General features: G+C 70.4%; 21 protein-coding genes. 17 read left to right on the forward strand and 4 right to left on the reverse strand.

All coding sequences use genetic code 11. The features are described 5' to 3' along the window. Positions 1–6: 6 nt before the first annotated feature. From cobN to cobJ, 5 genes are read left to right on the forward strand one after another with little or no spacing between them, the layout of a single operon-like run. Complete coding sequence (cobN, locus tag RH90_RS17030; RefSeq protein ID WP_010187386.1) at positions 7–3,267, forward strand: cobaltochelatase subunit CobN; 3,261 nt, start codon at positions 7–9, stop codon at positions 3,265–3,267. Beyond that, the gene (locus RH90_RS17035) at positions 3,264–4,364 is read left to right on the forward strand and encodes a cobalamin biosynthesis protein CobG (protein ID WP_037493573.1); all 1,101 of its coding nucleotides are present in this window, start codon (positions 3,264–3,266) and stop codon (positions 4,362–4,364) included. Before cobN ends, RH90_RS17035 begins: the two co-directional genes overlap by 4 nt. Then, positions 4,364–4,993: a precorrin-8X methylmutase gene (locus RH90_RS17040; protein WP_010187388.1), complete on the forward strand. Its 630-nt coding sequence runs from the start codon at positions 4,364–4,366 to the stop codon at positions 4,991–4,993. Before RH90_RS17035 ends, RH90_RS17040 begins: the two co-directional genes overlap by 1 nt. Continuing rightward, on the forward strand, positions 4,990–5,727 hold the full coding sequence (gene cobI / locus RH90_RS17045) for a precorrin-2 C(20)-methyltransferase (RefSeq protein WP_010187389.1): 738 nt from the start codon (positions 4,990–4,992) through the stop codon (positions 5,725–5,727). The genes RH90_RS17040 and cobI overlap by 4 nt, the downstream gene beginning before the upstream one ends. Further along, entirely contained in the window at positions 5,724–6,473 is a 750-nt protein-coding gene (gene cobJ / locus RH90_RS17050) for a precorrin-3B C(17)-methyltransferase (RefSeq protein WP_010187390.1), read from the forward strand. The genes cobI and cobJ overlap by 4 nt, the downstream gene beginning before the upstream one ends. Here the strand turns inward: cobJ and RH90_RS17055 are convergent. Next, a complete protein-coding gene (locus RH90_RS17055; protein WP_010187391.1) occupies positions 6,449–7,198 on the reverse strand; it encodes a cobalt-precorrin-6A reductase in 750 nt (249 codons plus the stop codon). The genes cobJ and RH90_RS17055 overlap by 25 nt on opposite strands. On the opposite strand from RH90_RS17055, the gene RH90_RS17060 reads away from it, so the two are divergent. The 9 genes from RH90_RS17060 to RH90_RS17100 all read left to right on the forward strand — a co-directional run bounded on the left by RH90_RS17060 (position 7,197) and on the right by RH90_RS17100 (position 16,633). Further along, positions 7,197–8,405 carry a bifunctional cobalt-precorrin-7 (C(5))-methyltransferase/cobalt-precorrin-6B (C(15))-methyltransferase gene (locus RH90_RS17060; protein WP_010187393.1) on the forward strand — a complete coding sequence of 403 codons (1,209 nt, stop codon included), beginning with the start codon at positions 7,197–7,199 and terminating at the stop codon, positions 8,403–8,405. The genes RH90_RS17055 and RH90_RS17060 overlap by 2 nt on opposite strands. Beyond that, positions 8,387–8,767, forward strand: a complete 381-nt coding sequence (locus RH90_RS17065) for a cobalamin biosynthesis protein (RefSeq protein WP_010187395.1) — start codon at positions 8,387–8,389, stop codon at positions 8,765–8,767. Before RH90_RS17060 ends, RH90_RS17065 begins: the two co-directional genes overlap by 19 nt. After that, positions 8,764–9,549 (forward strand): precorrin-4 C(11)-methyltransferase, encoded by a 786-nt coding sequence (cobM, locus tag RH90_RS17070; RefSeq protein WP_010187397.1) that lies wholly within the window; start codon positions 8,764–8,766, stop codon positions 9,547–9,549. The genes RH90_RS17065 and cobM overlap by 4 nt, the downstream gene beginning before the upstream one ends. Beyond that, on the forward strand, positions 9,546–10,853 hold the full coding sequence (locus RH90_RS17075; protein ID WP_010187399.1) for a cobyrinate a,c-diamide synthase: 1,308 nt from the start codon (positions 9,546–9,548) through the stop codon (positions 10,851–10,853). Before cobM ends, RH90_RS17075 begins: the two co-directional genes overlap by 4 nt. Before the next feature lie 70 nt (positions 10,854–10,923). Next, on the forward strand, positions 10,924–11,685 hold the full coding sequence (gene cobF, locus RH90_RS17080; protein ID WP_010187400.1) for a precorrin-6A synthase (deacetylating): 762 nt from the start codon (positions 10,924–10,926) through the stop codon (positions 11,683–11,685). Next, the gene (gene bluB, locus RH90_RS17085; protein ID WP_010187401.1) at positions 11,682–12,323 is read left to right on the forward strand and encodes a 5,6-dimethylbenzimidazole synthase; all 642 of its coding nucleotides are present in this window, start codon (positions 11,682–11,684) and stop codon (positions 12,321–12,323) included. The genes cobF and bluB overlap by 4 nt, the downstream gene beginning before the upstream one ends. 41 nt (positions 12,324–12,364) lie before the next feature. Then, positions 12,365–13,414 (forward strand): HoxN/HupN/NixA family nickel/cobalt transporter, encoded by a 1,050-nt coding sequence (locus RH90_RS17090; protein WP_037492877.1) that lies wholly within the window; start codon positions 12,365–12,367, stop codon positions 13,412–13,414. A gap of 185 nt (positions 13,415–13,599) precedes the next feature. Continuing rightward, positions 13,600–15,441, forward strand: coding sequence for a M3 family oligoendopeptidase (locus tag RH90_RS17095; RefSeq protein WP_029625403.1), 1,842 nt, complete (start codon positions 13,600–13,602; stop codon positions 15,439–15,441). 643 nt (positions 15,442–16,084) lie between these two features. Next, positions 16,085–16,633 carry a hypothetical protein gene (locus RH90_RS17100; RefSeq protein ID WP_029625404.1) on the forward strand — a complete coding sequence of 183 codons (549 nt, stop codon included), beginning with the start codon at positions 16,085–16,087 and terminating at the stop codon, positions 16,631–16,633. A gap of 357 nt (positions 16,634–16,990) precedes the next feature. On the opposite strand, the gene RH90_RS17105 is transcribed toward RH90_RS17100, so the two are convergent. Beyond that, complete coding sequence (locus tag RH90_RS17105; RefSeq protein ID WP_010187405.1) at positions 16,991–17,590, reverse strand: hypothetical protein; 600 nt, start codon at positions 17,588–17,590, stop codon at positions 16,991–16,993. A gap of 9 nt (positions 17,591–17,599) precedes the next feature. After that, entirely contained in the window at positions 17,600–18,337 is a 738-nt protein-coding gene (gene tpiA / locus RH90_RS17110; RefSeq protein ID WP_010187406.1) for a triose-phosphate isomerase, read from the reverse strand. Between the two features lie 143 nt (positions 18,338–18,480). Between tpiA and RH90_RS17115 the strand changes: the two genes are divergently transcribed. Both RH90_RS17115 and trpE read left to right on the forward strand, forming a co-directional pair. Continuing rightward, positions 18,481–20,439 (forward strand): peptidylprolyl isomerase, encoded by a 1,959-nt coding sequence (locus tag RH90_RS17115; RefSeq protein ID WP_010187407.1) that lies wholly within the window; start codon positions 18,481–18,483, stop codon positions 20,437–20,439. Then, on the forward strand, positions 20,423–21,937 hold the full coding sequence (gene trpE, locus RH90_RS17120) for an anthranilate synthase component I (protein ID WP_010187408.1): 1,515 nt from the start codon (positions 20,423–20,425) through the stop codon (positions 21,935–21,937). Before RH90_RS17115 ends, trpE begins: the two co-directional genes overlap by 17 nt. Here the strand turns inward: trpE and RH90_RS17125 are convergent, their stop codons facing one another. Further along, complete coding sequence (locus RH90_RS17125) at positions 21,938–22,381, reverse strand: hypothetical protein (protein WP_010187410.1); 444 nt, start codon at positions 22,379–22,381, stop codon at positions 21,938–21,940. A gap of 110 nt (positions 22,382–22,491) precedes the next feature. On the opposite strand from RH90_RS17125, the gene RH90_RS17130 reads away from it, so the two are divergent. Further along, on the forward strand, positions 22,492–23,076 hold the full coding sequence (locus RH90_RS17130) for an anthranilate synthase component II (protein WP_010187412.1): 585 nt from the start codon (positions 22,492–22,494) through the stop codon (positions 23,074–23,076). The last annotated feature ends 226 nt before the right edge of the window (positions 23,077–23,302 follow it).

Consider the following 23,302-nt stretch of genomic DNA (forward strand, 5'->3'; position numbering starts at 1 on the left):
TCCGCCATGCATGTCGTCTTCCGCGAAAGCCACGGGCTGGAGGAAAGCGCCACGCCGCGCGATCTGGGGCAGGATGCCGCGGATCTCGTGCTGCTGTCGTTTTCCGACAGCGACCTCGGCGCGTTCGCGGCCGGGTGGCGCGCGGGCGGTGACGCGATGCCGAGCCTGCGGCTCGCCAACCTCGCCGAGCTGACGCATCCGCTGTCGGTCGATACCTATGTCGAGCGCACGCTGGGCGCGGCGAAGGGCATCCTGATCCGGCTGATCGGCGGGACCGCCTATTGGCCGTACGGTGTCCAGCAAGTGACGGCGCTCGCCCGGCGGCGGGGAATCGCGCTCGCGATCATCCCCGCCGACGGCCGCATCGACTCGCGCCTCGATGCCGCATCGACGGTGCCGGTGTCGACGCTGCGCCGGCTGACGCAGCTGTGCGACATCGGCGGCGCGGCCGCGGCGCGCGCGGCGATCGCGCACTTCGCACTGGCGGCGGGGGTGTACGTAAAGGCCGCCCCGCCAGCGCGCGCGATCGCCGCGGTCGGCGGCTGGCAACCCGCGCCCGGGGTTACCTGCCCCGCCGCGTTCGCAATGACCTCGGTCCGGCCGCGGGTCGTGCTGGTGTTCTACCGCTCCTACCTCATGGCCGCCGATCTCGACCCGATCGCGGCGCTGCACGCCGCCCTCGTCGCCCGTGGCTATGACGCGATCGCGCTGTTCGCGCCGTCGCTCAAGGATGGCGACGCGCGCGGCTGGCTGGGCCGCTGGGTGTCCGCGCTCGGCCCCGCCGCGATCGTCAACGCGACCGCTTTCTCGGCGCGCGATGCAGCGGGGGCGACCCCGCTCGACATGGCTGGCGTGCCGGTCTTCCAGATCGCGCTGGCGACCTCGGACCGCGCCGCCTGGGCCGATGCGGCGCGCGGCCTCTCGCCTGCCGATCTCGCGATGCACGTCGTGTTGCCCGAGGTCGACGGCCGCCTCTTCGCGGGTGTGGCGAGCTTCAAGGACACCCGCCTGCGCGACGCCGACCTGCAATATGCCCGCCGCGAGCACCGCGCCGAGCCGGAACGGATCGACGCGATCGCCGACCGCGTCCACGGCTGGATAGCGCTCGGCGCCAAACCCACAGCGGAGCGGCGGCTCGCGATCGTGCTGTCGACCTATCCGGGCAAAGCGCACCAGATCGCGCATGCCGTCGGACTCGATGCGCTCGCCTCGGTCGCGGCGCTGCTCGGCGATCTGGCGGAGGCGGGCTATGCGACGACGGCGCTCAGCGCGGCGGATCTCCCGTCGGCGCTGGCAGCGCGAAGCAGCGCCTGGCCGGTGGCCGGCTACCGCGCAGCGCTGGCAAGGCTCCCCGCCGCGCTTCAGGCCGACATCGCCGCGGCGTGGGGCTCGCCCGAAGACGACCCCGATGTCGCGGACGGCGCCTTTCGCTTCGCCGCGGTCGCCGCGGGAAACAGTCTCGTCGCGCTTCAGCCCGAACGGGGAAGCGCCGCCATCCGCGCGCAGGAGTATCACGATCTCGCGCGCTGCCCGCGGCACGGCTATGTCGCTTTCTACCTCTGGCTGCACGCGCGGGGGACCGATTCGCTGGTGCATGTCGGCGCGCATGGCACGCTCGAATGGCTGCCGGGCAAGGCGGTGGCCTTGTCCGAGGCGTGCTGGCCCGAGGCGCTGACCGGGGCGATGCCGGTGCTTTATCCGTTCATCGTCAACGATCCCGGCGAGGCGGCGCAGGCTAAGCGGCGGATCGGCGCTGTGACGATCGGCCATGTCCCGCCGCCGCTGGTGGCCTCGGGCGGGGGCGCCGGGCTCGGGCGACTCGAGGCGCTGCTCGACGAATTCTCGAATGCCGACGGGCTCGATCCGGCGCGGCGCGACCGCCTGCAAAGCGACATTGCTGACGAAGCGATCGCGCTCGGGCTCGCCGACGTGCTCGCGCTCGACCAGGCACGATCAAGCGCCGAGGCGATCACACGGATCGACACCTTCGTCTGCGACGTCAAGGACAGCCAATATGGCGACGGCCTCCACGTCTTCGGGCGTGGCGACCAAGGCGTGGCGGAGCGCGACGGGTTACTCGCGGCGCTTGCCGGGCGGCGGGTCGCGCCCGGGCCATCGGGGTCGCCGTGGCGCGGGCGGCGCGACGTGCTGCCGACCGGGCGCAACCTCTACACCACCGACCCGCGCGCGGTGCCGTCGCGCTCGGCGCATGCGCAGGGGGTTCGGCTCGCCGACGAGCTGATCCGACGCCATCTGCAGGATCATGGCGATTATCCGCGCGCCCTGGTGGTCGACCTGTGGGGATCGGCGACGATGCGCACCGCCGGCGAGGAGTTCGCGATGGCGCTCCATCTGCTCGGCGCGGAACCGGTGTGGGATCACCAGTCCGACCGCGTCACCGGGGTCGAGATCCTGCCGCTGATGCAGTTCGACCGCCCGCGGATCGACGTCACGCTGCGCGTCTCGGGGTTGTTCCGCGACGCCTTTCCGACGCTCTGCGCGATGTTCGGGCAAGCGGTGCGCGCGCTCGCGGCGCGTGACGAGCCGGCGGATCGCAATCCGTTCGTCGGGGCATCGCCCGGTGCGCGCGTGTTCGGCCCGCGCGCGGGCAGCTATGGCATCGGGCTCGGCGATAGCGCCGACACCTATACGCCCGAAGCGCGCCGTGCGGCAGGTGCCGCTTGGCTCGCCGCCTCGGCGCATGCGCTCGACGACGGCGACGGACGAGCCGATTCAGCGGGAATCGCCGCGCGCGTCGCGGCGGCCGATGCCTTCGTCCACGTCCAGGACTTGCCCGAAACCGACCTTCTGCTCGCCGCCGATTATGCCGCGCATGAGGGCGCATTTGCTGCGGCGCAGGCGATCACTGGCGGCAAAGCCGCGCTTTATCACCTCGACGCGACCGACCCGGCCCGCCCACGCGCCCGTGCGCTCGGCGAGGAGATCGCGCGCGTCGTGCGCGCGCGCGCCGCGCATCCGGGCTGGGTCGCGGGCATGATGCGGCATGGCTTCCGCGGCGCGGCCGAGCTTGCCGCGACGCTCGATCAGCTCGGCGCGTTCGCGCATCTCGCGGGTGTCGTGACGCCCGAATCGATCGACCTCTACTACGACGCGACGCTCGCGCGCGACGAGGTCCGCGCATTCATGGCCGACGCCAATCCGCAGGCGCTCGCGGCGATGGAGGCGCGGTTCGTCGCGCTGCACGCGGCGGGGCTGTGGCCGACGCGACGCAATTCGATCCTCGCGCAGCTGGGGCCGAGCGCATGAGCGTGGTCCGCGGCTGGTGCCCGACGGCGCATCGCCCGATGGCGGCGGGCGACGGCCTGCTGGTCCGCGTGCGCCCGCGCCTCGCGCGGCTGACGCGCGAGCAGGCGCTCGGCCTGTGCGCGGCGGCGGCAGAGCATGGCAATGGCGCGATCGACGTCACCAACCGCGCCAATCTGCAGATCCGCGGCGTTCGCGAGCAGAGTTGGGCGCCGTTGATCGCCACGCTGTGTGCGCTCGACCTCGTCGATGCCGATCCGGTCCGCGAGGCGCGGCGCGCACTGCTGCTGGCGCCCGACTGGCATGCCTGCGACGATACGCATCGGATCGCAAGCGACTTCGCCGCTCGGCTGGCCGAGCTTCCCGAGCTCCCCGGCAAATTCGGCTTCGCGATCGATGCGGGGGCCGCGCCGGTGCTGCACCACGCGCCCGCCGACATCCGGATCGAGCGGGCCGTCACCGGCGCATTGATGGTGCGCGCGGATGGGCATGCGCGCGGCGCCGTGCTTCGTGCCGGCACCGAGGTCGATATTGCGGTGGCGCTCGCGTACTGGTTCGTCGCGAGCGGCGGGATCGCCGCCGGTCGGATGGCGCGCCACCCCGCCGCCTTGCCCGCATGGGCGGATCACGCGGTATCCCCGTCGCCGCCCGGTCTTGCGATCGCAACGGGACCGCATCCGCTCGGCGCAGTGGTCGGCCTCGCGTTCGGACGGATCGACGCGGCGGAGCTCGCCGCCTTGGTTAAGGACGCCGGCGCGATCCGCGTCACCCCATGGCGGCGGCTGATCGTCGAGGACGGCGCCGCCGCCGAACAGCCCGAGCCCGCGCTCCTGCACACCGACGCCTGCGTCGGCGCACCCGCCTGCTCGCAAGCGAGCGTCGCGACGCGCGCGCTCGCGCGGCGCCTCGCGCCACATGTCCAGGGCCAGCTGCATGTCTCCGGCTGCGCCAAGGGCTGCGCGCGCGCGCAGCCCGCCGATGTCGTGCTCACCGGGCGCGATGGCCGTTTCGACCTCGCCTTTGGCGCCCGCGCCGGTGCGCCGCCCGCCGTATCGGGGCTCGATGAGATCCAGATCCTCGCCCGTTTCGGAGCCGCCTGATGCCGCATGTCTATCAAACCGACGGCGCCGCGATCTATCGCCAATCCTTCGCGACGATCCGCGCCGAGGCCCAGCTGGCGCGCTTCACCGCCGAGGAGGAACCGGTCGCGGTCCGCATGATCCACGCCGCGGGCCTCGTCGGGCTGGCCGAGTACATCCGCTTTTCGCCCGACTTCGCGTCGATCGCGCGGCGCGCGCTTACGGCAGGCGCGCCGATCCTGTGCGATGCACGAATGGTGACCGAAGGGATCACGCGCGCTCGGCTTCCCGCCGACAATCCGGTGATCTGCACGCTCCACGCGCCCGAGACCCACGATCTCGCGCGAGCGATGGACAACACGCGCTCGGCTGCCGCGCTCGAACTGTGGCGGCCGCATCTGGCCGGCGCGCTGGTTGCGATCGGCAATGCGCCGACCGCCTTGTTCCATCTGCTCAACATGCTCGAGGACCCCGCCTGCCCGCGTCCCGCCGCGATCATCGGCTGCCCGGTCGGCTTCGTCGGCGCGGTCGAATCGAAGGCGGCGCTGTGGGCCGAACAGCCCGTGCCGTGCGTCGTCGTCGAAGGCCGGATGGGCGGCAGCGCGATCACCGTCGCGGCGATCAACGCGCTCGCGAGCCGCGCCGAATGACGTCCCCGCCCACCCAAGGCATCATCCACGGCGTAGGCCTCGGCCCGGGCGCGCAGGATCTGATGAGCGTCCGCGCCGACCGGCTGGTGCGCGGCGCGCGCCACGTCGCCTATTTCCGCAAGGCGGGAAAGCCGGGCCAGGCGCGCCGCATCGTCGAGGGCATGCTGCGCGCCGATGCGACCGAATTCGCGATGGAATATCCCGTCACCACCGAGATCCCGGTCGCCGACCCGCGCTATAACGACCGGCTCTGCGGCTTCTATGCCGCCTGCACCGATCACCTCGCCGCGCTTTCGGCGCGCGGCGAGGACGTCGTCGTGCTGTGCGAGGGCGACCCCTTCTTCTACGGCTCGTTCATGCATCTCCACAGCCGGCTGGGAGGGATCGCGCCGGTCAGCGTCGTCCCCGGCATCACCGGCATGTCGGGCGCCTGGACCGCCAGCGGCGCGCCGATCACCTGGGGCGAGGACGTGCTGACCGTGCTCACCGCGACGATCGCCGAGGACGAGCTCACCCGCCGCATCCGCGACACCGATGCGCTGGTGGTGATGAAGATCGGCCGCCATCTCGCCAAGCTGCGCCGCGCAGTCGCCGCCGCCGGGCGCGACGATGCGGCGTGGCTGGTCGAATATGCCGCGATGCCCGACCAACGCGTGACGCGGCTCGCCGAGGCGGACGGCATCGCGCCCTATTTCTCGATCCTGCTGATCCACGGCCAGGGGCGGCGGCCATGACCGGCTGGATCGCGATCGCAGGGCTCGGGCCGGGCGATGCGGCGCTGGTGACGCCCGAAGTCACCGCGGCGCTGGCCGAAGCGACCGACGTGATCGGCTATATCCCCTATGTCGCGCGGGTCGCGCCGCGCGCGGGGCTGGCGCTCCACGCCACCGACAACCGCGTCGAGCTCGACCGCGCGCGGCATGCGCTCGAGCTGGCGATGGCGGGGCAGCGCGTCGTGGTCGTGTCGTCGGGCGATCCCGGCGTGTTCGCGATGGCGGCGGCGGTGTTCGAGGCGGTCGAGCATGGGCCGCCCGCATGGCGCGAGCTCGACATCCGCGTGCTGCCCGGCATTACCGCGATGCTGGCGGCGGCAGCGCGCGCGGGCGCCCCGCTCGGCCATGATTTCTGCGCGATCAACCTGTCGGACAATCTCAAGCCGCAAGCGCTGATCGAGCGGCGCATCCGGCTTGCCGCCGAGGCGGATTTCGCGATCGCCTGCTACAATCCGCGGTCGCGGAGCCGGCCCGACGGGTTCGGGCGGGCGCTCGAGATCCTGCGCGAGGTCTGCGCGGACGCCCGGCCCGTGCTGTTCGCGCGCGCGGTCTCGACCCCCGAAGAGATGCTGCGCGTCGTCCCGCTGCCCGACGCGAGCCCTGAGATGGCCGACATGCGGACGCTCGTCATCGTCGGGTCGAGCGCCACGCGGACGATCGTCCGCAGCGGCGCACCGATCCTCTATACCCCGCGGTCGGCGGCATGATCGATCCAGCGCAGCACATCGGCCACCGTATCGACCTGCCGACGCTCGGGCAGGGTCGGGCGGTCGATCATCAGCACCGGGATCGCCAATTCGCGCGCTGCCAGCAGCTTGGCGTGCGCGCCCGTGCCACCGGCATTCTTGCAGACGACGAGATCGATCGCATGCTCCCGCAACAGCGCGGCATCGCCTGCGACATGGAAGGGTCCGCGATCGACTACGAGGCGATGATCGGGCAGCGCCGGCGCGACCTCGGGCGGATCGACGAAACGCAGCAGATAGCGATGCTGCGGCTGCGCCGCGAACGCCGCGACGTGCATCCGCCCGAGCGCCAGCATCACCGCGCGGCACGGCCCCGCGAGCGCGGCGACCGCCGCTTCGATGTCGGGCACGTGCCGCCAGTCGTCGCCGGACTCAGCGGTCCAGGCGGATCGCGACAGCGCGATCAACGGGACACCGGTTGCCGCAGCTGCCTCGACCGCGTTGGCACTCATCCGCGCGGCGAACGGATGGGTCGCATCGATCAGATGCGTGACCCGCTGCGCCCGCAGATAGGCAGCGAGCCCCGCCGCGCCGCCGAACCCGCCTACGCGCCTCGGCACGGGCTGCGGCTTGGGGCTGGCGGTGCGCCCGGCATAGCTCAGCACGGCGCGATCGCCGCGCAGCGCCAGCGCCTGCGCGAGCGCGCTCGCCTCGGCCGTGCCACCGAGGATCAGGATATTCGGCATGGCGGATGAACTCGGCAAGGCATGGCTGACGATCGTCGGGATCGGCGAGGATGGACCAGCCGGCCTGTCCACCGCAAGCCGCGATGCCCTGGCGCGCGCCGAATGGGTGACCGGCGCGACGCGCCACCTTGCGCTGCTGCCGCACCTCGCTTGTCCGTCGGCGCCGTGGCCGGTGCCGTTCGAGGACGGGATCGTGCCGCTCTTGGCGCAGCGCGGGCGGCGCGTCGTGCTGCTGGTTTCGGGCGATCCGTTCTGGTTCGGTGCGGGTTCGGTCGTCACGCGCGCACTCGAGCCCGACGAATGGATCGCGCATCCCATGCCCTCGACCTTCAGTCTCGCGGCGGCGCGGCTGGGGTGGGCGCTCGACACGACCCACTGCCTCGGCCTCCACGCCGCCCCCTTCGCACGGCTGCGCCCAATCCTCGCCCCCGATGTCCGCGCGATCGTATTGGTGCGCGATGGCGCGGCGGTCGGTGCGCTGGCGCGATATCTGCTCGATCAGGGCTTCGAGGACAGTCGGCTGTGGGTGCTCGAGGCACTGGGCGGTCCGCGCGAGCGCATGCGCGAAACCACTGCCGCCGCGATCGCCCTCACCGATATCGCGCATCCGGTCGCGGTCGGCATCGCCGTCGCGGGCGACGGTGCGGTCCTCCCCGCCGCGACCGGACGCCCCGACAGCTGGTTCGCGCATGACGGCCAGATCACCAAGCGCCCGGTCCGCGCGCTCACGCTGTCCGCACTCGCGCCGAAACCGTTCGAGACTTTGTGGGACATCGGCGCGGGATCGGGATCGATCGCGATCGAATGGCTGCTCGCGCATCCGACCACCCAGGCGCTGGCGTTCGAAGCCGATCCGATCCGCGCCGAACGCGCGCGCGCCAATGCGGCGGCGCTCGGGGTCGACCGACTTCACGTGATCGACGTACGCGCGCCCGACGGACTGGGCGGCCAGCCCGCGCCCGATGCGGTGTTCATCGGTGGCGGGCTTAGCGACGCGCTGCTCGACTGGCTCTGGACGCATCTGGCCCCGGGCACGCGGATCGTCGCCAACGCAGTTACGCTCGAATCCGAAGCGCTGCTGGCGACCTGGCACCGCGCAAAGGGCGGCGATCTGCTGCGGATCGAACTGTCCGACGCCGCGCCGCTCGGCTCGCGCCGCGGCTGGCGCGCGCACTATCCGATCGTCCAGTGGAGCGTGTCGCGGTGATCGTCGCGGGCTTCGGATTTCGCGGCAATGCCGAGCTGGCGTCGTGTGAAGCCGCACTGGCGCTGGCGCAGCACGGGCATCCGCCCCTCACCGCACTGGCCGCGCCCGACGACAAGGCCGAGATGCTCGCGCCGCTGGCCGAACGGCTCGGGCTCGCGCTGATCGGCATTCCGCCCGAAGCGCTGACCAGTGTCACGACGCCGACCCGCTCGCCCCCCAGCCTCCCGGCACGTGGCACCGGCAGCGTTGCCGAAGCCGCCGCGCTCGCCGCCGCCGGCGAAGGCGCGCGTGTGATTGCGCGGCGCCAGATCTCCCCCGATCGCAGGGCGACCTGCGCGATCGCTCAAGGACCCTCGACATGACCGTCCACTTCATCGGCGCCGGCCCCGGCGCACCCGATTTGCTCACGCTGCGCGGCCGCGACCGGATCGCCGCGTCGCCGGTGTGTCTGTACGCCGGGTCGCTCGTGCCCGAAGCGCTGCTCGACCATTGCCCGGCGGGCGCGCGGATCGTGAACACCGCGCCGCTGTCGCTCGATGCGATCCTCGACGAGATCGCGGCAGCGCACGCGGCAGGCGAGGATGTCGCGCGGCTGCATTCGGGCGACCTGTCGATCTGGTCGGCGCTGGGCGAACAGCTCCGGCGACTCCGCGCGCTCGGCATCCCGTTCACGGTCACGCCCGGCGTTCCCGCCTTCGCCGCCGCCGCCGCGACGCTCGAGGCAGAACTCACGCTGCCAGGTCTCGCGCAATCGGTCGTCCTGACGCGCACATCGGGTCGCGCCAGCGCGATGCCGCGGGCAGAGACCCTCCCCGCCTTCGCCGCGACCGGGGCTACGCTCGCGATCCACCTCTCGATCCACGCGCTCGACCGCGTCGTCGCCGAGCTGACCCCGGCATATGGCGGCGATTGCCCGGTCGCGGTCGTCTGGCGCGCGAGCTGGCCCGACGAGCGGATCTTCCGCGCCACGCTCGCGACGATCGTCGCGGCCGCGGCCGATGGGCCGGAGCGCACCGCGCTGATCCTGGTCGGGCCGGTCCTCGCCGCCGAGGATTTCGCCGAAAGCAGCCTCTACGCGACCGGCTACGACCGCCGCTTCCGCCCGCAAAGCGCCACTTCCCCCTTTGCGGAGACGAGCGAATGACCCCCGGCCTGATGATCGCCGCCCCCGCCTCGGGCACCGGCAAGACCACCGTGATGCTCGGGCTGCTGCGCGCCTTCCGCGACGCGGGGCTGCGCGTCCAGCCGTTCAAGAGCGGCCCCGATTATATCGACCCCGCCTTTCACCGCGCGGCGAGCGGGCGGCCGTCGTTCAACCTCGACAGCTGGGCGATGGCCGAGCCGATGCTCCACGGCCTCGCCGCCGAGGCGCGCGATACCGACCTCGTGCTGGCGGAAGGGTCGATGGGCCTGTTCGACGGCGTCGCGAAGCCGGGCGCGACCGGCAACGGCGCGAGCGCCGACGTCGCGAGGCGGATGGGCTGGCCGGTCGTGCTGGTGATCGACGTGTCGGGCCAGGCGCAATCCGCCGCCGCGACCGCGCTCGGCTTCGCGCGCTACGATCCCGCGGTGCAGATCGCCGGCGTGATCCTAAATCGAGTCGCGAGCCCGCGCCACGAACGCCTCGCGCGCAGCGGGATGGCGGCGGTCGGCCTCCGCGTCTTCGGCGCGCTGCCGCGGCGCGGCGACCTCAAGCTGCCCGAGCGCCACCTCGGCCTGGTCCAAGCGTCCGAGCATCCCGACCTCGACGCGCGCATCGCCGACTATGCGGTCTTCCTGCGCGACCATGTCGACCTCGCGGCGATCCGCGCGGCGGCCGCCGCTACCCCCGCCCCCGCCCCGCACGCCCACCGTTTCGCGCCACCCGCGCAGCGGATCGCGCTCGCGCAGGACGCCGCCTTCTCCTTCGCGTACCCGCACATGCTCGCCGGGTGGCGCAGCGCCGGCGCCGAAATCCTGCCCTTCTCGCCGCTCGCCGACGAAGCCCCCGACCCCGGTGCAGACCTGGTCTGGCTGCCCGGCGGCTATCCCGAACTCCACGCCGGACGCCTCGCCGCGGCACGGACGTTCCACGCCGCGCTCGCCGAGCATGCCGCGACCCGCCCGGTGCATGGCGAGTGCGGCGGCTATATGGCGCTCGGCGAAGGCCTGATCGACGCCGACGGCACGCGCCACCGCATGGCGGGGCTGCTCGGTCTGGTGACCAGCTATGCGCAGCGAAAGATGCATCTCGGCTATCGGCATGCGACGCTGCTCGCCCCGATGGCGGGCGCGGATAGCGGCACCACGCTGCGTGGCCACGAATTCCATTATTCGACGATCCTCGACCAGCCCGACGCCCCGCTCGCACACGTCGTCGATGCCGAGGGCACACCCGTCGCCGAGACCGGATCGCATCGTGGTCGTGTGTCGGGCACCTTCTTCCATCTGATCGCGCCCGAACGATGAGCGGGTCCGTCAATCGCTGGCGCGACGCGCGCGGCGGCGTCGCTGCCGTCGCATTGCATGGACCGCAGGCATGATCGACCTGCACCTCATCGGGATCGGCACCGGTAATCCCGACCATCTGACGCGCGCGGCGGCGGCGGCGATGAACGCCGCCGACCTGATCCTGCTCCCGCGCAAACGCGACGCGACATCGGACCTGATCGAGCTGCGCCGCACGCTGTGCGCCGACGTGCTGCACGGCGCGACGCGCGTCGTCGAATTCGACCTGCCCGAACGTGCGGCGAGCGACGCCTATCTCGCCGCGGTCGGCGATTGGCACGATGCGATCGCCGCGTGCTGGGCGCGCCAGATCGCGACGCACTTGCCGCACGGCGGCCGGCTCGCGCTGCTCGTCTGGGGGGACCCGTCGCTCTACGACAGCAGCCTGCGGATCGCCGACCGCCTGCGCGATCGCGGCTTGGCGATCCGCGTCCATGTCGTGCCCGGCATCACCAGCCTGCAGGCGCTGACCGCGGCGCATGCGATCGCGCTCAACACGCTCGCCGCGCCCGTGCTCGTGACGACCGGACGCCGGCTGCGTGCCGATGGCTGGCCCGCGACGGCAGATACGCTCGCGGTGATGCTCGACGGCGATTGCGCGTTCGCCACGCTCGACCCGCACGGCGTCACGATCTGGTGGGGCGCCTATCTCGGCATGCCGCACCAGGCGCTGGTCGCGGGCCCGCTGGCCGCGGTGTCCGCAGATATCGTCGCGCAGCGCGCCAGGCTGCGGGCGGAGCATGGCTGGATCATGGATACCTATCTTCTGCGCCGATCGGGGACGGGCACATGACCGCGCCCGACTTCGATCCGGCATTCGGGCAGCAGCTCGAGAGCTTGCTCCGCTGGCGCCGCGACGTACGGCATTTCAGCGCGCGCGCGGTGTCCGAGGCGGATATGCGCGCGCTGCTCGACATCGCCGCGCTTGCGCCATCGGTCGGCAACGCCCAGCCATGGCGTTTCGTCCGCATCCGGTCGGTGGCGCTCCGCGCAGCGCTCGCCGATCATGTCGATGCCGCCTCCGCCGACGCGGCCCGCGCCATCCTCGACGCGGCGGTGCGCACGCGCTATCGGGCGCTCAAGCTCCACGGGATCGGCGAAGCGCCCGAACTGCTCGCGGTGTTCTGCGACGAGGCACCGGAAGCGGGGCACGGCCTCGGTCGCGACACGATGCCCGAGATGCTGCGCTATTCGACCGTCATGGCGATCCATACGCTGTGGCTCGCGGCGCGCGCGCGCGACATCGGCGTCGGTTGGGTGTCGATCCTCGATCCGCGCGTCGTGACCACGCTGCTCGACGTTCCCGCCGGCTGGACGCTGATCGCGCTGCTGTGCCTCGGCTATCCGACCGATCCGTCCGATCTCCCCGAGCTCGAACGCCGCGGCTGGCAGGCCCGCGAACCGATCGCGGACCGGATCCTCGAACGATGACCCGCCGCCACGCGCCGCCCCCTTTGCCGAAAGCCGATCCTATGCCAGTCTCTGCTCCGTCGTCCCACGCACCCACGCTGCGGCGGCGGATCAGCCTGTTGTACGTGCTGCTGATCGGCGCAAATATCGGTGCCTGGATCTGGGCGCTCGCGCTGTTCCACGCGCAGCCGCTGATGCTCGGCACCGCGCTCCTCGCCTGGGGCCTCGGGCTGCGCCACGCGGTCGATGCCGATCACATCGCGGCGATCGACAATGTCACGCGCAAGCTGATGCAGGACGGGCAACGTCCGACGACGGTCGGCTTCTGGTTCGCGATCGGGCACAGCACGATCATCCTGCTGGCGTCGGTCGCGGTCGCCTTCACCGCCTCTGCGCTGGCCGGTTTCGAAGCGCTCAAGGCGACCGGCGGGGTCGTGGCGACGATCGTGTCGGCGGCGTTCCTGTTCACGATCGCAGCGATGAACCTCGTCATCCTGCGATCGGTATGGCGCACCTTCGCGCACGTTCGCGCGGGCGGCGCCTATGTCGATGAGGATCTCGACATGCTGCTCGGCGGGCGCGGCTTGCTCGCGCGGCTGTTCCGGCCGCTGTTCCGGCTGGTGTCGCGGAGCTGGCACATGGCGCCGCTCGGCTTCCTGTTCGGGTTTGGCTTCGACACGGCGACCGAAGTCGCGATCCTCGGCCTGTCGGCGGCGCAGGCGGCGCATGTCTTTGCGATCGGGCCGGTGCTCGTCCTGCCCGCGCTGTTCGCGGCGGGAATGGCGCTGATCGACACGACCGACGGCATCCTGATGCTCGGCGCCTATGAATGGGCCTTCGTCAAGCCGATCCGGAAGCTCTATTACAACATCACCATCACCGCGGTGTCGGCGTTCGTCGCGATCGTCATCGGCGGAATCGAGACGATGGCGCTGATCGCCGACAAGCTCGATCTGCGCGGCGCGCCCTGGTCTGTCGCGCGCGATCTGGGCGGGCGGTTCAACCTGCTCGGCTTCGGGATCATCGGCGTGTTCGCTGTGTGCTGGATCGTCAGCTGGGCGGTGTATCGCTGGCGACGCTTCGACGAGATCGAAGTGTGCTTGGCCGCGTGACGGCGGATCGGTATCGTGGCTTCGCGAAACCGTCGTCGCGATAGGCCGCAAGGCGCACCATCGACGATGATGATCCCCGACGACAGGGCGCAACCGGGCAAGCCCGCAGTGCCCCCCCGCCTGCGCCACCGGGGCGTGGTCCGCGCCTTGTTGGCGCGGTCCGGCTGCGCCGCTAAGGAGGGCGGATGAATCGTCGCGAAGCGCTAACTGGTATGTCCTTTTCGGCGATGATGCTGATGACGGGGCCGAGCTTCGCGGTGGATCCCTTCCCGACCGAATGGGACCTACGCGACCTGTACCCGAGCGAAAGCGCCTGGATGGCGGCTATGGCCGCGGCCGGGGCGCAAATTGCGAAGCTCGCCGCCTTCGAGACCGGGTTTGCCCGAAACGCCCAAACCTTCGGCACAGCGTTGGCCGCCATTTCGGGCGCGCAGCGCGAAGCGATGCGGCTGGCGGCCTACGCCCGGCTGTCGGCAAGCGCCGATCTGCGCGATGGCGCCGCCCAGCAGCGCCAGGCGCGTGCGGCCGCGCTCGCGGGCGAACTGGCCGTGGCGACGGCGTGGCTGGACCCGGCGATTCGAACGCTCGGCCGCGACCGGATCGATGCCTGGCTGGCGGCTGACCCGACATTGGCGCGGTACCGACATGGCTTGCACGACGTCCTCAGGCTGGCGCCCCACGCGCTGCCGGCCGACGAGGTGGCCGCGCTGGCGTCGGGAGGGCAGCTCTTCGGCGGGCCACAAACGATCTACAATCAGCTGCTGGGCTCGGACATGCCGCATCCGACCCTCCGCCTGTCGACCGGTGCCGCGGTGCGGCTCGACGATGCGGGGTACACCCGCGCACGCGCCGTCGCCGAGCGCGCCGACCGCAAACGCGTTTTTGATACGTTCTGGGGGAGCTACGGCGCCTACCGAAGCACCCTGGGGTCGATCTTCGCGACGCAGGTGGCGGGGGACGCGATGCTCGCGCGGCTCGGACATTATGACGATGCGCTCGACGCCGCGCTTGCGACGAGCGCCACGCCGCGCGCGGTGTTCACGACGATGATCGCGGAGGCGCGCGCGGGGATCCCGTTGCTGCACCGCTATCTGCGACTGCGCCAGCGTGCGCTGCGTCTGCCCGATCTCCATTATTACGACATGTACGTCCCGCTCGGCCGCACCATTCGGACCTTCTCTCCCGAAGCCGCACGTACCGTCATGGTCGAGGCCGTCCGACCGCTCGGCGCGGATTATGGTGCCAAACTCTCGGCTGCGAGCGGCGCGCATTGGGTCGATTTTACGCCGCGTCCCGGCAAATATGCCGGCAGCTTCACCAACCCCGACGCCTATGGCGTGCATCCCTACATTCTGCTGAACTACACCCCCGATTATCAGGGTTTGACGACCTACGTCCATGAATGGGGGCACGCGATGCACAGCGTGCTCGCCAACAGCAAGCAACCGTTCGAGACCGCGCATTATGAAACTTTCGTCGCGGAAATCGCGTCGACCTGCAACGAGCAGCTGCTCGCGCACCATCTGATCGACACCGCCGCCAGCAAACCGGAAAAACTGTTCTATCTCGGCCAGTTGCTCGAATTGCTTCGCCTCAACATCTTCCGCGAGCCGATGCTCAGCGAATTCGAACATGCCGTGCATGGCCAGGCCGCTACCGGTGCGCCGATGTCGGGCGCCGCGATGTCGGAAACCTATCTCGAGCTGCTGAAGGACTATCACGCCCCGGTCATGGAGATCGACCCGGCCTATGCGATGGAATGGTCGTTCATTCCGCAATTCTACACCAGTTATTATTCGTTCCAATATGCGACCGCGATCGCCGCGTCCTCCTATTTTGCGCAGGCGATCCGCGCCGGCGACACTGGCGTCCGCGCGCGCTACCTTGACCTGTTGTCGGCCGGCGGGTCGGACTATGCCTATACACTGGTTCTAAACGCGGGCGTCGATCTCGCATCGCCTGCGCCCTATCGTGCGCTGCTGCGCCGCTTCGCAGCGTTGCTCGATCAATTGGAAGAGACGCTCTGAGGCGGGCCCAAAGCGAAGTCTCGCGCCCCGGCGAGCGGTGAAACTTCACGGTACAAGCGGTATCGCCAGCGCGCTCGCAATCGCACTCGCGGACTCGATGGGATTCATCCCATCGGAATTGCCGCTAGCCTGATTCGGTATACGCCGCTCACGATATCGCTGAGACGTATCGTGTCGCGTCGGTCGAGGGCTTCCGAAGCTTCGACCGCTTCGTGCTCAACCTCCCGTTTCTTGCCGCCCAGGTAGCTCCGTGGCGGTCGATGGCAGCTGACCACGGACTTGCGCGATTGATCGATAGCGCATTGTCCACTTTCGGGAGAGCCGCGCGACGGCATAGCCTGTAACGGCACCGACGGGTCCGGGCGGTCTGACCGAATCCCGCGCGGCATGCGGCGATTGCAGACGTTGGCGAAAGGCGTAGGCTCGGACATTGCTTGCCAACGGAGTCGATATGCGTGGCTATTTCGGCATCGCCCTGACGATGAGCATGGTTGTTAGTCCTCCTCCGTCCTTCGCGTCCTCACCGCGCGCAACCCATGCGTCGGCAGCGTCGTGTGACCGTGCGCTGGCGAGCGCCGTTTCACGCCAGAGATCCAGCGCCATACCGCCATCCTGCTGGCAAATAGGTCCCGTCACGCTCGGCATGACCGAGCAGGATGCAGAACGACGATTGGGCGCGCCGGTTGCTCGGTCGCCCGGTGCGGCGTCAACCGCGACGCTCTATGTCTTTCCCGTTGCGGGCGGCGCGCTGGTGGTGAATGGCCGAGCCCGGTTTCGCATGGCCGAACTGCGCTTCCTCGATAAGCGCCTCGTCGCCATCGACACTGAGCCGCCTTTCACGATGACCAGCGCGCCATGTTCGCAAGGGAATTTCCCCAGCCGGCCCGACGAGGTTGACGGGGCAGCACGCGCGGGGCCGTTGCTTCGCATCCTGGGCACCGGAGTGGGCGATCCGCTCTCGCAGGTGCGCAAACGTTTCGGTCGATCGCCTGCGGCTAGCCGCTCCCGCGATTGGTACAGCTATCTGCCCATCCCGCTGAGCTTCGACGTCGATCGCAATCGTATCACGGGTTTCGAAGTCGCGCGCGACGAGGCTTCGCTGACGGCCGAACGGCCTTGGCCGAGGCTCTACCTGCATCATGTCGCTGCAACGTGTCGGCTGACGGGGATCGATTTCGCGCTTGGGACCTAGCAAGGCCCGGCTCGTGGAAGCCCGCGGCGCGAGTCGGGATATCGACCGGGGTCGGTCGCGATTGCATTTGCAGGAGCCGCCGCGTGCGTCGTTCTGTTTTGCGGTACCGCTTGCGATCGATCTCCCGAGCCGGATTGCACTTGGTCTTGAGCGCGTACGGACGGCCTGACCGTCCGCCATCGGGCGCCGCGGACATCGCTCTGTCCTACAACCCGGCTGTTATGGTATGAGCGGGAAGCTCTTTGAAATGGTCGATCGGGCCTGGCTGCATCTGCACCGAAATGGAAACGATCGCGATCGTAAATGTCGCGTCTTGGGGTCAATCGAGTCAAGCGCGCGGCACCGTGCGGCGACGGATCACCCGGCCGCCCGCGCCTTCCGCCAGCGCGCCATCGCAGCGTCGTAGCGGGACCGTTCGGTGGCGAGCGCCGCACTGCTGGCCGCGGTCTCCCGCGTATGCTGCGCGTCGAGATCGCGGCGCTCGCGGTCGAGCGCGTGTTGGCGGACGGTGAGCTCGGCGTCGGCGTCGCGGTAGCTCGCTTCGAGCTCGGCGAGCGCTTGCTCGGCGGCGGCAAGCGCGTCGCTCGTGGGCTTGGGCGGGGGTGCGGGCTTGGGCTCGGGCGCGCGCGACCTCGAGACCGCGCGCTTCGCGGCGCCGCCCCCGGCGTTGGCACGCTTGCGCGGCGCGTGTTCGGGCGCCTTCGCCGCACGCGCCGGTGCCGCCGGCAGCGCCGCGATCTGCTCGGCGGTCGTCCCGCGCGAGCGCTTGATCACTTCGCCCGGTTTCGCCAGCGGCTCCGCGGTCAGCGCGGGGTCGGTTACTTCCTGCGCGATCCCGCGCGCGAACAGATCGTGCTCGCTGCCCCACGCCGCGAGCGCCGCCTTGCGGCTCGGCGCGGCGACATAGGCGTCGCTGAAGCCGGCCGGCACGACGAAGACCTTGAGCTTGCGCGCCACGCCGGCGCTTCAGGCCGCTTCGATGATCGGCACGAACTTGGCAGCCGTCAGGCTCGCCCCGCCGACCAGCGCGCCGTCGACATCCTCGGTCTGGAGGATCGCCGCGGCATTGGCTCCCGTCACCGAGCCGCCATAAAGGATGCGGATCCCGTCGGCGGCATCGCCGACCAGCGTGCGCAGCTTGGCGCGCGTGATCGCATGGACCTCGCCGATCTCGTCGAGCGTCGGGGTGCGCCCCGTGCCGATCGCCCAGCGCGGCTCGTACGCGATCGTCAGCCAGTCGCCGGTCGCGAGATCGGGCACCGATTTCTCGATCTGCGCCTGGACGACGCGCGCGGCACGGCCGGCGTCGCGCTCGGCATCGGTCTCGCCGACGCACAGGATCACGCCGAGCCCGTGGCGATGCGCCGCGCTTGCCTTGGCCCAGGCATCCTGGCTCGTCTCGCCCTGGTCGGTGCGGCGCTCGCTATGCCCGACGATGGTGAAGGCCGCACCCGCCTCGACCAGCATCGCGGCGGAGAGGCAGCCGGTATGCGCGCCGCTCTCGGCCTCGTGCACGTCCTGCGCGCCGAATGCGAAGCCCGGCACGCGCGCCACCGCCGGCGCGATCAGCGTCGCGGGCAGCGCGACCGAGACGTCGACCCCCGGCGCGGCGCGCGCGGCGTCCGCAATCGTGACCAGTTCGGCCAAGGCGGCGAGATTGCCGTTCATCTTCCAATTGCCAGCCACCAGCTTGCGTCGCGCCATCCTGCGTCTCTCCATCGTGGTTCTTTCAAACAGCGATACCGAAGCGCGCGCGCGGCACAAGTCCAACCGCCTGGGTTGATGCCGCCCCCGCCGCCGCCTAAAGCAGCGCGTTACCGCTCCAGACAGATTGGCCGTTTCCGACCATGCTCAGCTTTTTCCGCCGTATGATTGCCCACCGGTTCGGAGGCGCGATCGCGCTCGGCTTCGTCGCCCTGCTCGGCCTGGGGTTCGTGCTGGGCGACCGGGCGGGCCTGTCGGGCAGCGCCAACCCGGTCGCCAAGGGCGACGTGGTCGCGACCGTCGGCAAGAAGACGATCTCGGTCAGCGAGTTGCAGACCGCGGTGCAGCGCGACATGGACGGCTATCGCCAGCAGCAGCCGACGCTCGACATGGCGCAGTTCGTCGCGGGCGGCGGGTTCGATGCGACGCTCGAGCGGCTGATCGATTCGACCGCCTACCGCCAATATGCACAGGCGCAAGGCATGGTCGTCGGCAAGCCCGCGGTCGATGCGGTGATCGCGGCGCAACCGGGGCTTTCCGGGCTCGACGGCAAGTTCAGCCAGGAGAAGTATGAAGGCGTGCTGCGCCAGATCGGCATGACCGACGCCGACGTCCGCCTGCAGACCACCGACCAGATCCTCGTCAAGCAATTGTGGCAGTCGCCGCTGAAAGCCAGCCAGGTCCCGCTCCAGCTCGCGCTGCCCTACGCCAGCCTGCTGCTCGAGAAGCGCGCCGGGACGATCGGCTTCATCCCGTCGCAGGCGGTGCCCGCCGGGGCCGTTCCGACCGCGGCCGAGCTCAACACCTATTACGCGCGCAACGCGTCGCGCTACCGCGTCCCCGAGCGCCGCGTAGTGCGCTATGCGCTCGTCAACCCGGCCAGCGTCGCCGCCGCCGCGACGCCGAGTGCGGCCGAAATCGCCGCCGCCTTCAAGGCGCAGGCGGGCAAATATGCCGCTGCCGATCTGCGCACGATCGTCCAGGTCGTCGTCGCCGACCAGAATGCCGCCACCGCGCTCGCCGCCAAGGTGCGCGGCGGGACGCCGATCGCCGAGGCCGCGAAGGCCGCCGGGCTCGAGCCGGCGACGCTCACCGACACGACCAAGGCCGATTACGCCGCGCAATCCTCGCCCGAGATCGCCAATGCGGCCTTCGCCGGCAAGGCGGGCGACGTCGCCGGACCGCTGCGCGCGCCGCTTGGCTTCATCGTGCTCAAGATCGAGAAGCAACGCGTCCGTCCCGCGACGACGCTCGCCGCCGCGACCCCCGAGCTGACCAAGACGCTCGCGACGCAGAAGACCGCCGCACTGCTCACCGAGAAGCGCAATGCCTTCGAGGACACGCTGTCGAAGACGAGTTTCGACGGGCTCGTTACGCAGCAGAAGCTGACCGCGCAGACCACCCCCGCGCTACTCGCTTCCGGCCAGGACGTCGACAATCCGACCGCCAAGCCCGATCCCGCGATCGCGCCGATCCTTGCCGCAGCCTTCGCCGCGCATGCCGGCGATTCGCCGCAGACGGTGCCGCTCGGCCAGGACGGCAGCTTCGCGCTTATCACGCTCGCCAAGATCGTCCCCGCGGCACCGCGCCCGCTCGCGCAGATCCATGACCTGGTGACGCGCGACTTCGAGCTCGCCCGCGCGCAGAAGGCGGTCCGCCAGATCGCCGCCGGCGTCGTCGCCGCGGCGAACAAGGGCACGCCGCTCGCCCAGGCCTTTGCCGCGACCAAGCTCAAGCTGCCGCCGCTCCGCCCGATCGCGGGCCCGCGCGCGCAGCTGCTCGCCGATCCGCGCGCCGTTTCGGCACCGCTGCAAATGCTCTTCGCGATGCCTGCGAAGACCACCAAATTGCTCGAGGCGCCCAACAACGCCGGCTATCTGATCGTCCATCTCGACACGATTACCCCGGGTGACGCGAGCGGAAACCCCAAGGTGATCGCGGGGACGCAGAGCGACATCGGCAGCGTGATCGGCCGCGAATATGTCGCGCAGTTCGGCAAGGCGGTGCAGAACGCCGTTGGCACCAAGCGCAACACGCTGGCGATCGCCAAGCTCAAGGCGCAGTTGCTCGGCGGCGTGAGCGCAGATGACCAGCAGCCCTGATCGCGCCGACCACGTCGCCGCGCTGGCGGCCGGGCGGCCCGCTTTGCTCTGGCAGCGCCAGATCGCCGACACCGAAACGCCCGTCGCTGCAGCGCTCAAGCTGATCGAACCCGGGCGCGGCGACTTCCTGCTCGAATCGGTCGAGGGCGGCGAGACGCGCGGGCGGCACAGCCTGATCGGGCTCGCGCCCGATCTGGTGTTCCGCGCGCATGGCGCCGAGGCCGCGATCAACCCGCACTGGCTGAGCGACCGCGACGCTTTCGCGCCGTGCGATGCGCCCACGCTCGACGCGCTGCGCGCGCTGGTCGCGTCGTGCCGGATGGACGTGCCCGCCGAACTGCCGCGCGCGCTCGCCTGTCTTGTCGGCTATTTCGGCTATGAGACGATCGGCCTCGTCGAACGGCTCCCACGTCCTTCCAACGACGCGCTCGGCCTGCCCGACATGATGTTCGTGCGCCCCACGGTGATCCTGATCTTCGACCGGCTCGCCGACGCGCTGTTCCTCGTCGCGCCGGTCTGGCCCGATGCGGCGCGCGACCCCGAGACGATCGTGGCCGAGGGTGCCGAGCGGATCGAGGCGACCGCCGCACGCCTCGCCGCGGCACAGCTCCCCGCCCCCGTCCGCGCGCCTGCATCGGAAGAGATCGCGCTCACGCCGACGCTCGCGCCGGGTCGCTATGCCGAGATGGTCGCGGCGGCGAAGGACTATATCGTCGCGGGCGACATCTTTCAGGTTGTGCTCGCACAGCGCTTCACCGCGCCCTTCACGCTACCGCCGTTCGAGCTGTATCGCGCGCTGCGGCGGATCAACCCCTCGCCATTTCTCTATCACCTCGACTTGCCCGGCTTCGCGCTGACCGGTTCGAGCCCCGAGATCCTCGTCCGCGTGCGCGATGGCGAAGTGACGATCCGCCCGATCGCCGGAACGCGTCCGCGTGGCAAGACCGCTGCCGAGGACGAAGCCAACCGCGTCGGCCTGCTCGCCGACCCGAAGGAGCGCGCCGAGCATCTGATGCTGCTCGATCTCGGCCGCAACGATGTCGGCCGCGTTGCCGAGGCGGGTAGCGTGACGGTGACTGCCAGCTACACCACCGAATTCTACAGCCATGTGATGCACATAGTATCGAACGTCATCGGGCGCCTGTCACCCGATCACGACGCGATCGACGCGCTGTTCGCAGGCTTCCCCGCGGGCACCGTCAGCGGCGCGCCGAAGGTACGCGCGTGCGAGATCATCGCCGAACTCGAGGATGCGGTGCGCGGCGCCTATGCCGGCGGTGTCGGCTATTTCTCGCCCGACGGATCGATGGATTCGTGCATCGTGCTGCGTACCGCGGTGGTCAAGGACGGCACGATGCACGTCCAGGCGGGTGCGGGGATCGTCGCCGACAGCGTCGCCGAGTACGAACAGCGCGAATGCGAGGCGAAGGCCGGCGCGCTGCTCGCCGCCGCGCGCGAGGCGATCGCGCGAGCGGCGGATGTCAGCTTCGGCCAATAATCAGGGGATCGCTGCGGCCTGACGCTTGGCCTCGGCCTTCTCGGCGGAATATTGCTGCGCGCGCAGCAGCGCGCAGCCGGTCTGGCCGCCCGAGCCGGTCGGCGAACAGGTGTCGGGCAGGCCGGCCGCGCGGCGGCCGACGTCATCGGCGACCGAGGCGCGATTGACCCAGCTCTGGTTCTGCGCCGGGATCGGCTTGTCGTCGCGCAACTCCTTCGGGATGCGATACGGCTCCCCCTGGCGCGCGCACACGACGATCTCGGCGTCGGGGTTGTTCGACTTGGGGCAGGTCTGGTTGCCGGTCAGCGTGACCGAGCGGATGCGCAGCGGTGGCTTGCCGGATTCGGCCTGCTTGGCGGCGGCGTCGCTCTGCTCGGAGGTCTGCGCGAAGCTCGAGACGGGAACGACGGCCAGCGTCATGGCGATGGCAAGGGTGCGCAGCATGGTGAAAAGTCTCCTCGAGGATCAACAACGTCCGCCACGCCAGCTTGATCCAAGCTGAACGCGCACATTCGATGATTGTCGCTACACCACAAAAGCGGTAGCGGCGCGCTATGATCCGTGCACAGATCCTCGTTATCGACAATTACGACAGCTTCACCTGGAACCTGGTCCATTATCTGATGGAGCTCGGGGCCGAGGTGAAGGTCGTGCGCAACGATGCGCTGACTGTGGCCGACGCGCTGGCGAGCAACGCGACCGGCTTCCTCATTTCGCCGGGCCCCAAGACGCCGACCGAAGCGGGCATCTCGCTCGACCTGGTCGCGGCCTGTGCCGCGGCGGGGCGGCCGCTGCTCGGCGTGTGCCTCGGGCATCAGGCGATCGGCCAGCATTTCGGCGGCAGCGTCGTGCGCGGCGGGCTGATGCACGGCAAGACGTCTCCCGTGACGCATGACGGGTCGGGCGTATTCGCTGGGCTCCCCTCGCCCTTTATCGCAACACGCTATCATTCGCTGATTGTCGAGGATCTGCCCGATGCGCTGGTCGTGAATGCGCGTGCCGATGACGGCTCGGTGATGGGCGTGCGCCATGCCACGCTGCCGATCCACGGCGTGCAGTTCCATCCCGAGAGCATCGCGACCGAGCATGGGCACGCGTTGTTGGGGAACTTCCTGGCGGATGCCGGGGGCGTCGCATGAGCGCGTTTGCACCTTCTTCCCCCCTCCCGCTTGCGGGAGGGGTCGGGGGTGGGCGCGCGCGCTCAACGAACGGTGCGCTCGCAGTAAAGCGCGAGCCCACCCCCAGCCCCTCCCGCAAGCGGGAGGGGAGCCACTCGTGACGACCCTCGCCCTGCTCCCCGACCCTTCGTCCCCGCTCAGCCGCGAGACCGCGGCGCAGGCGTTCGCCGACCTGCTCGACGGCAAC

The organism is Sphingomonas sp. PAMC 26605 (genome assembly GCF_000241485.1).
In the GTDB taxonomy this organism is placed as follows: domain Bacteria; phylum Pseudomonadota; class Alphaproteobacteria; order Sphingomonadales; family Sphingomonadaceae; genus Sphingomonas.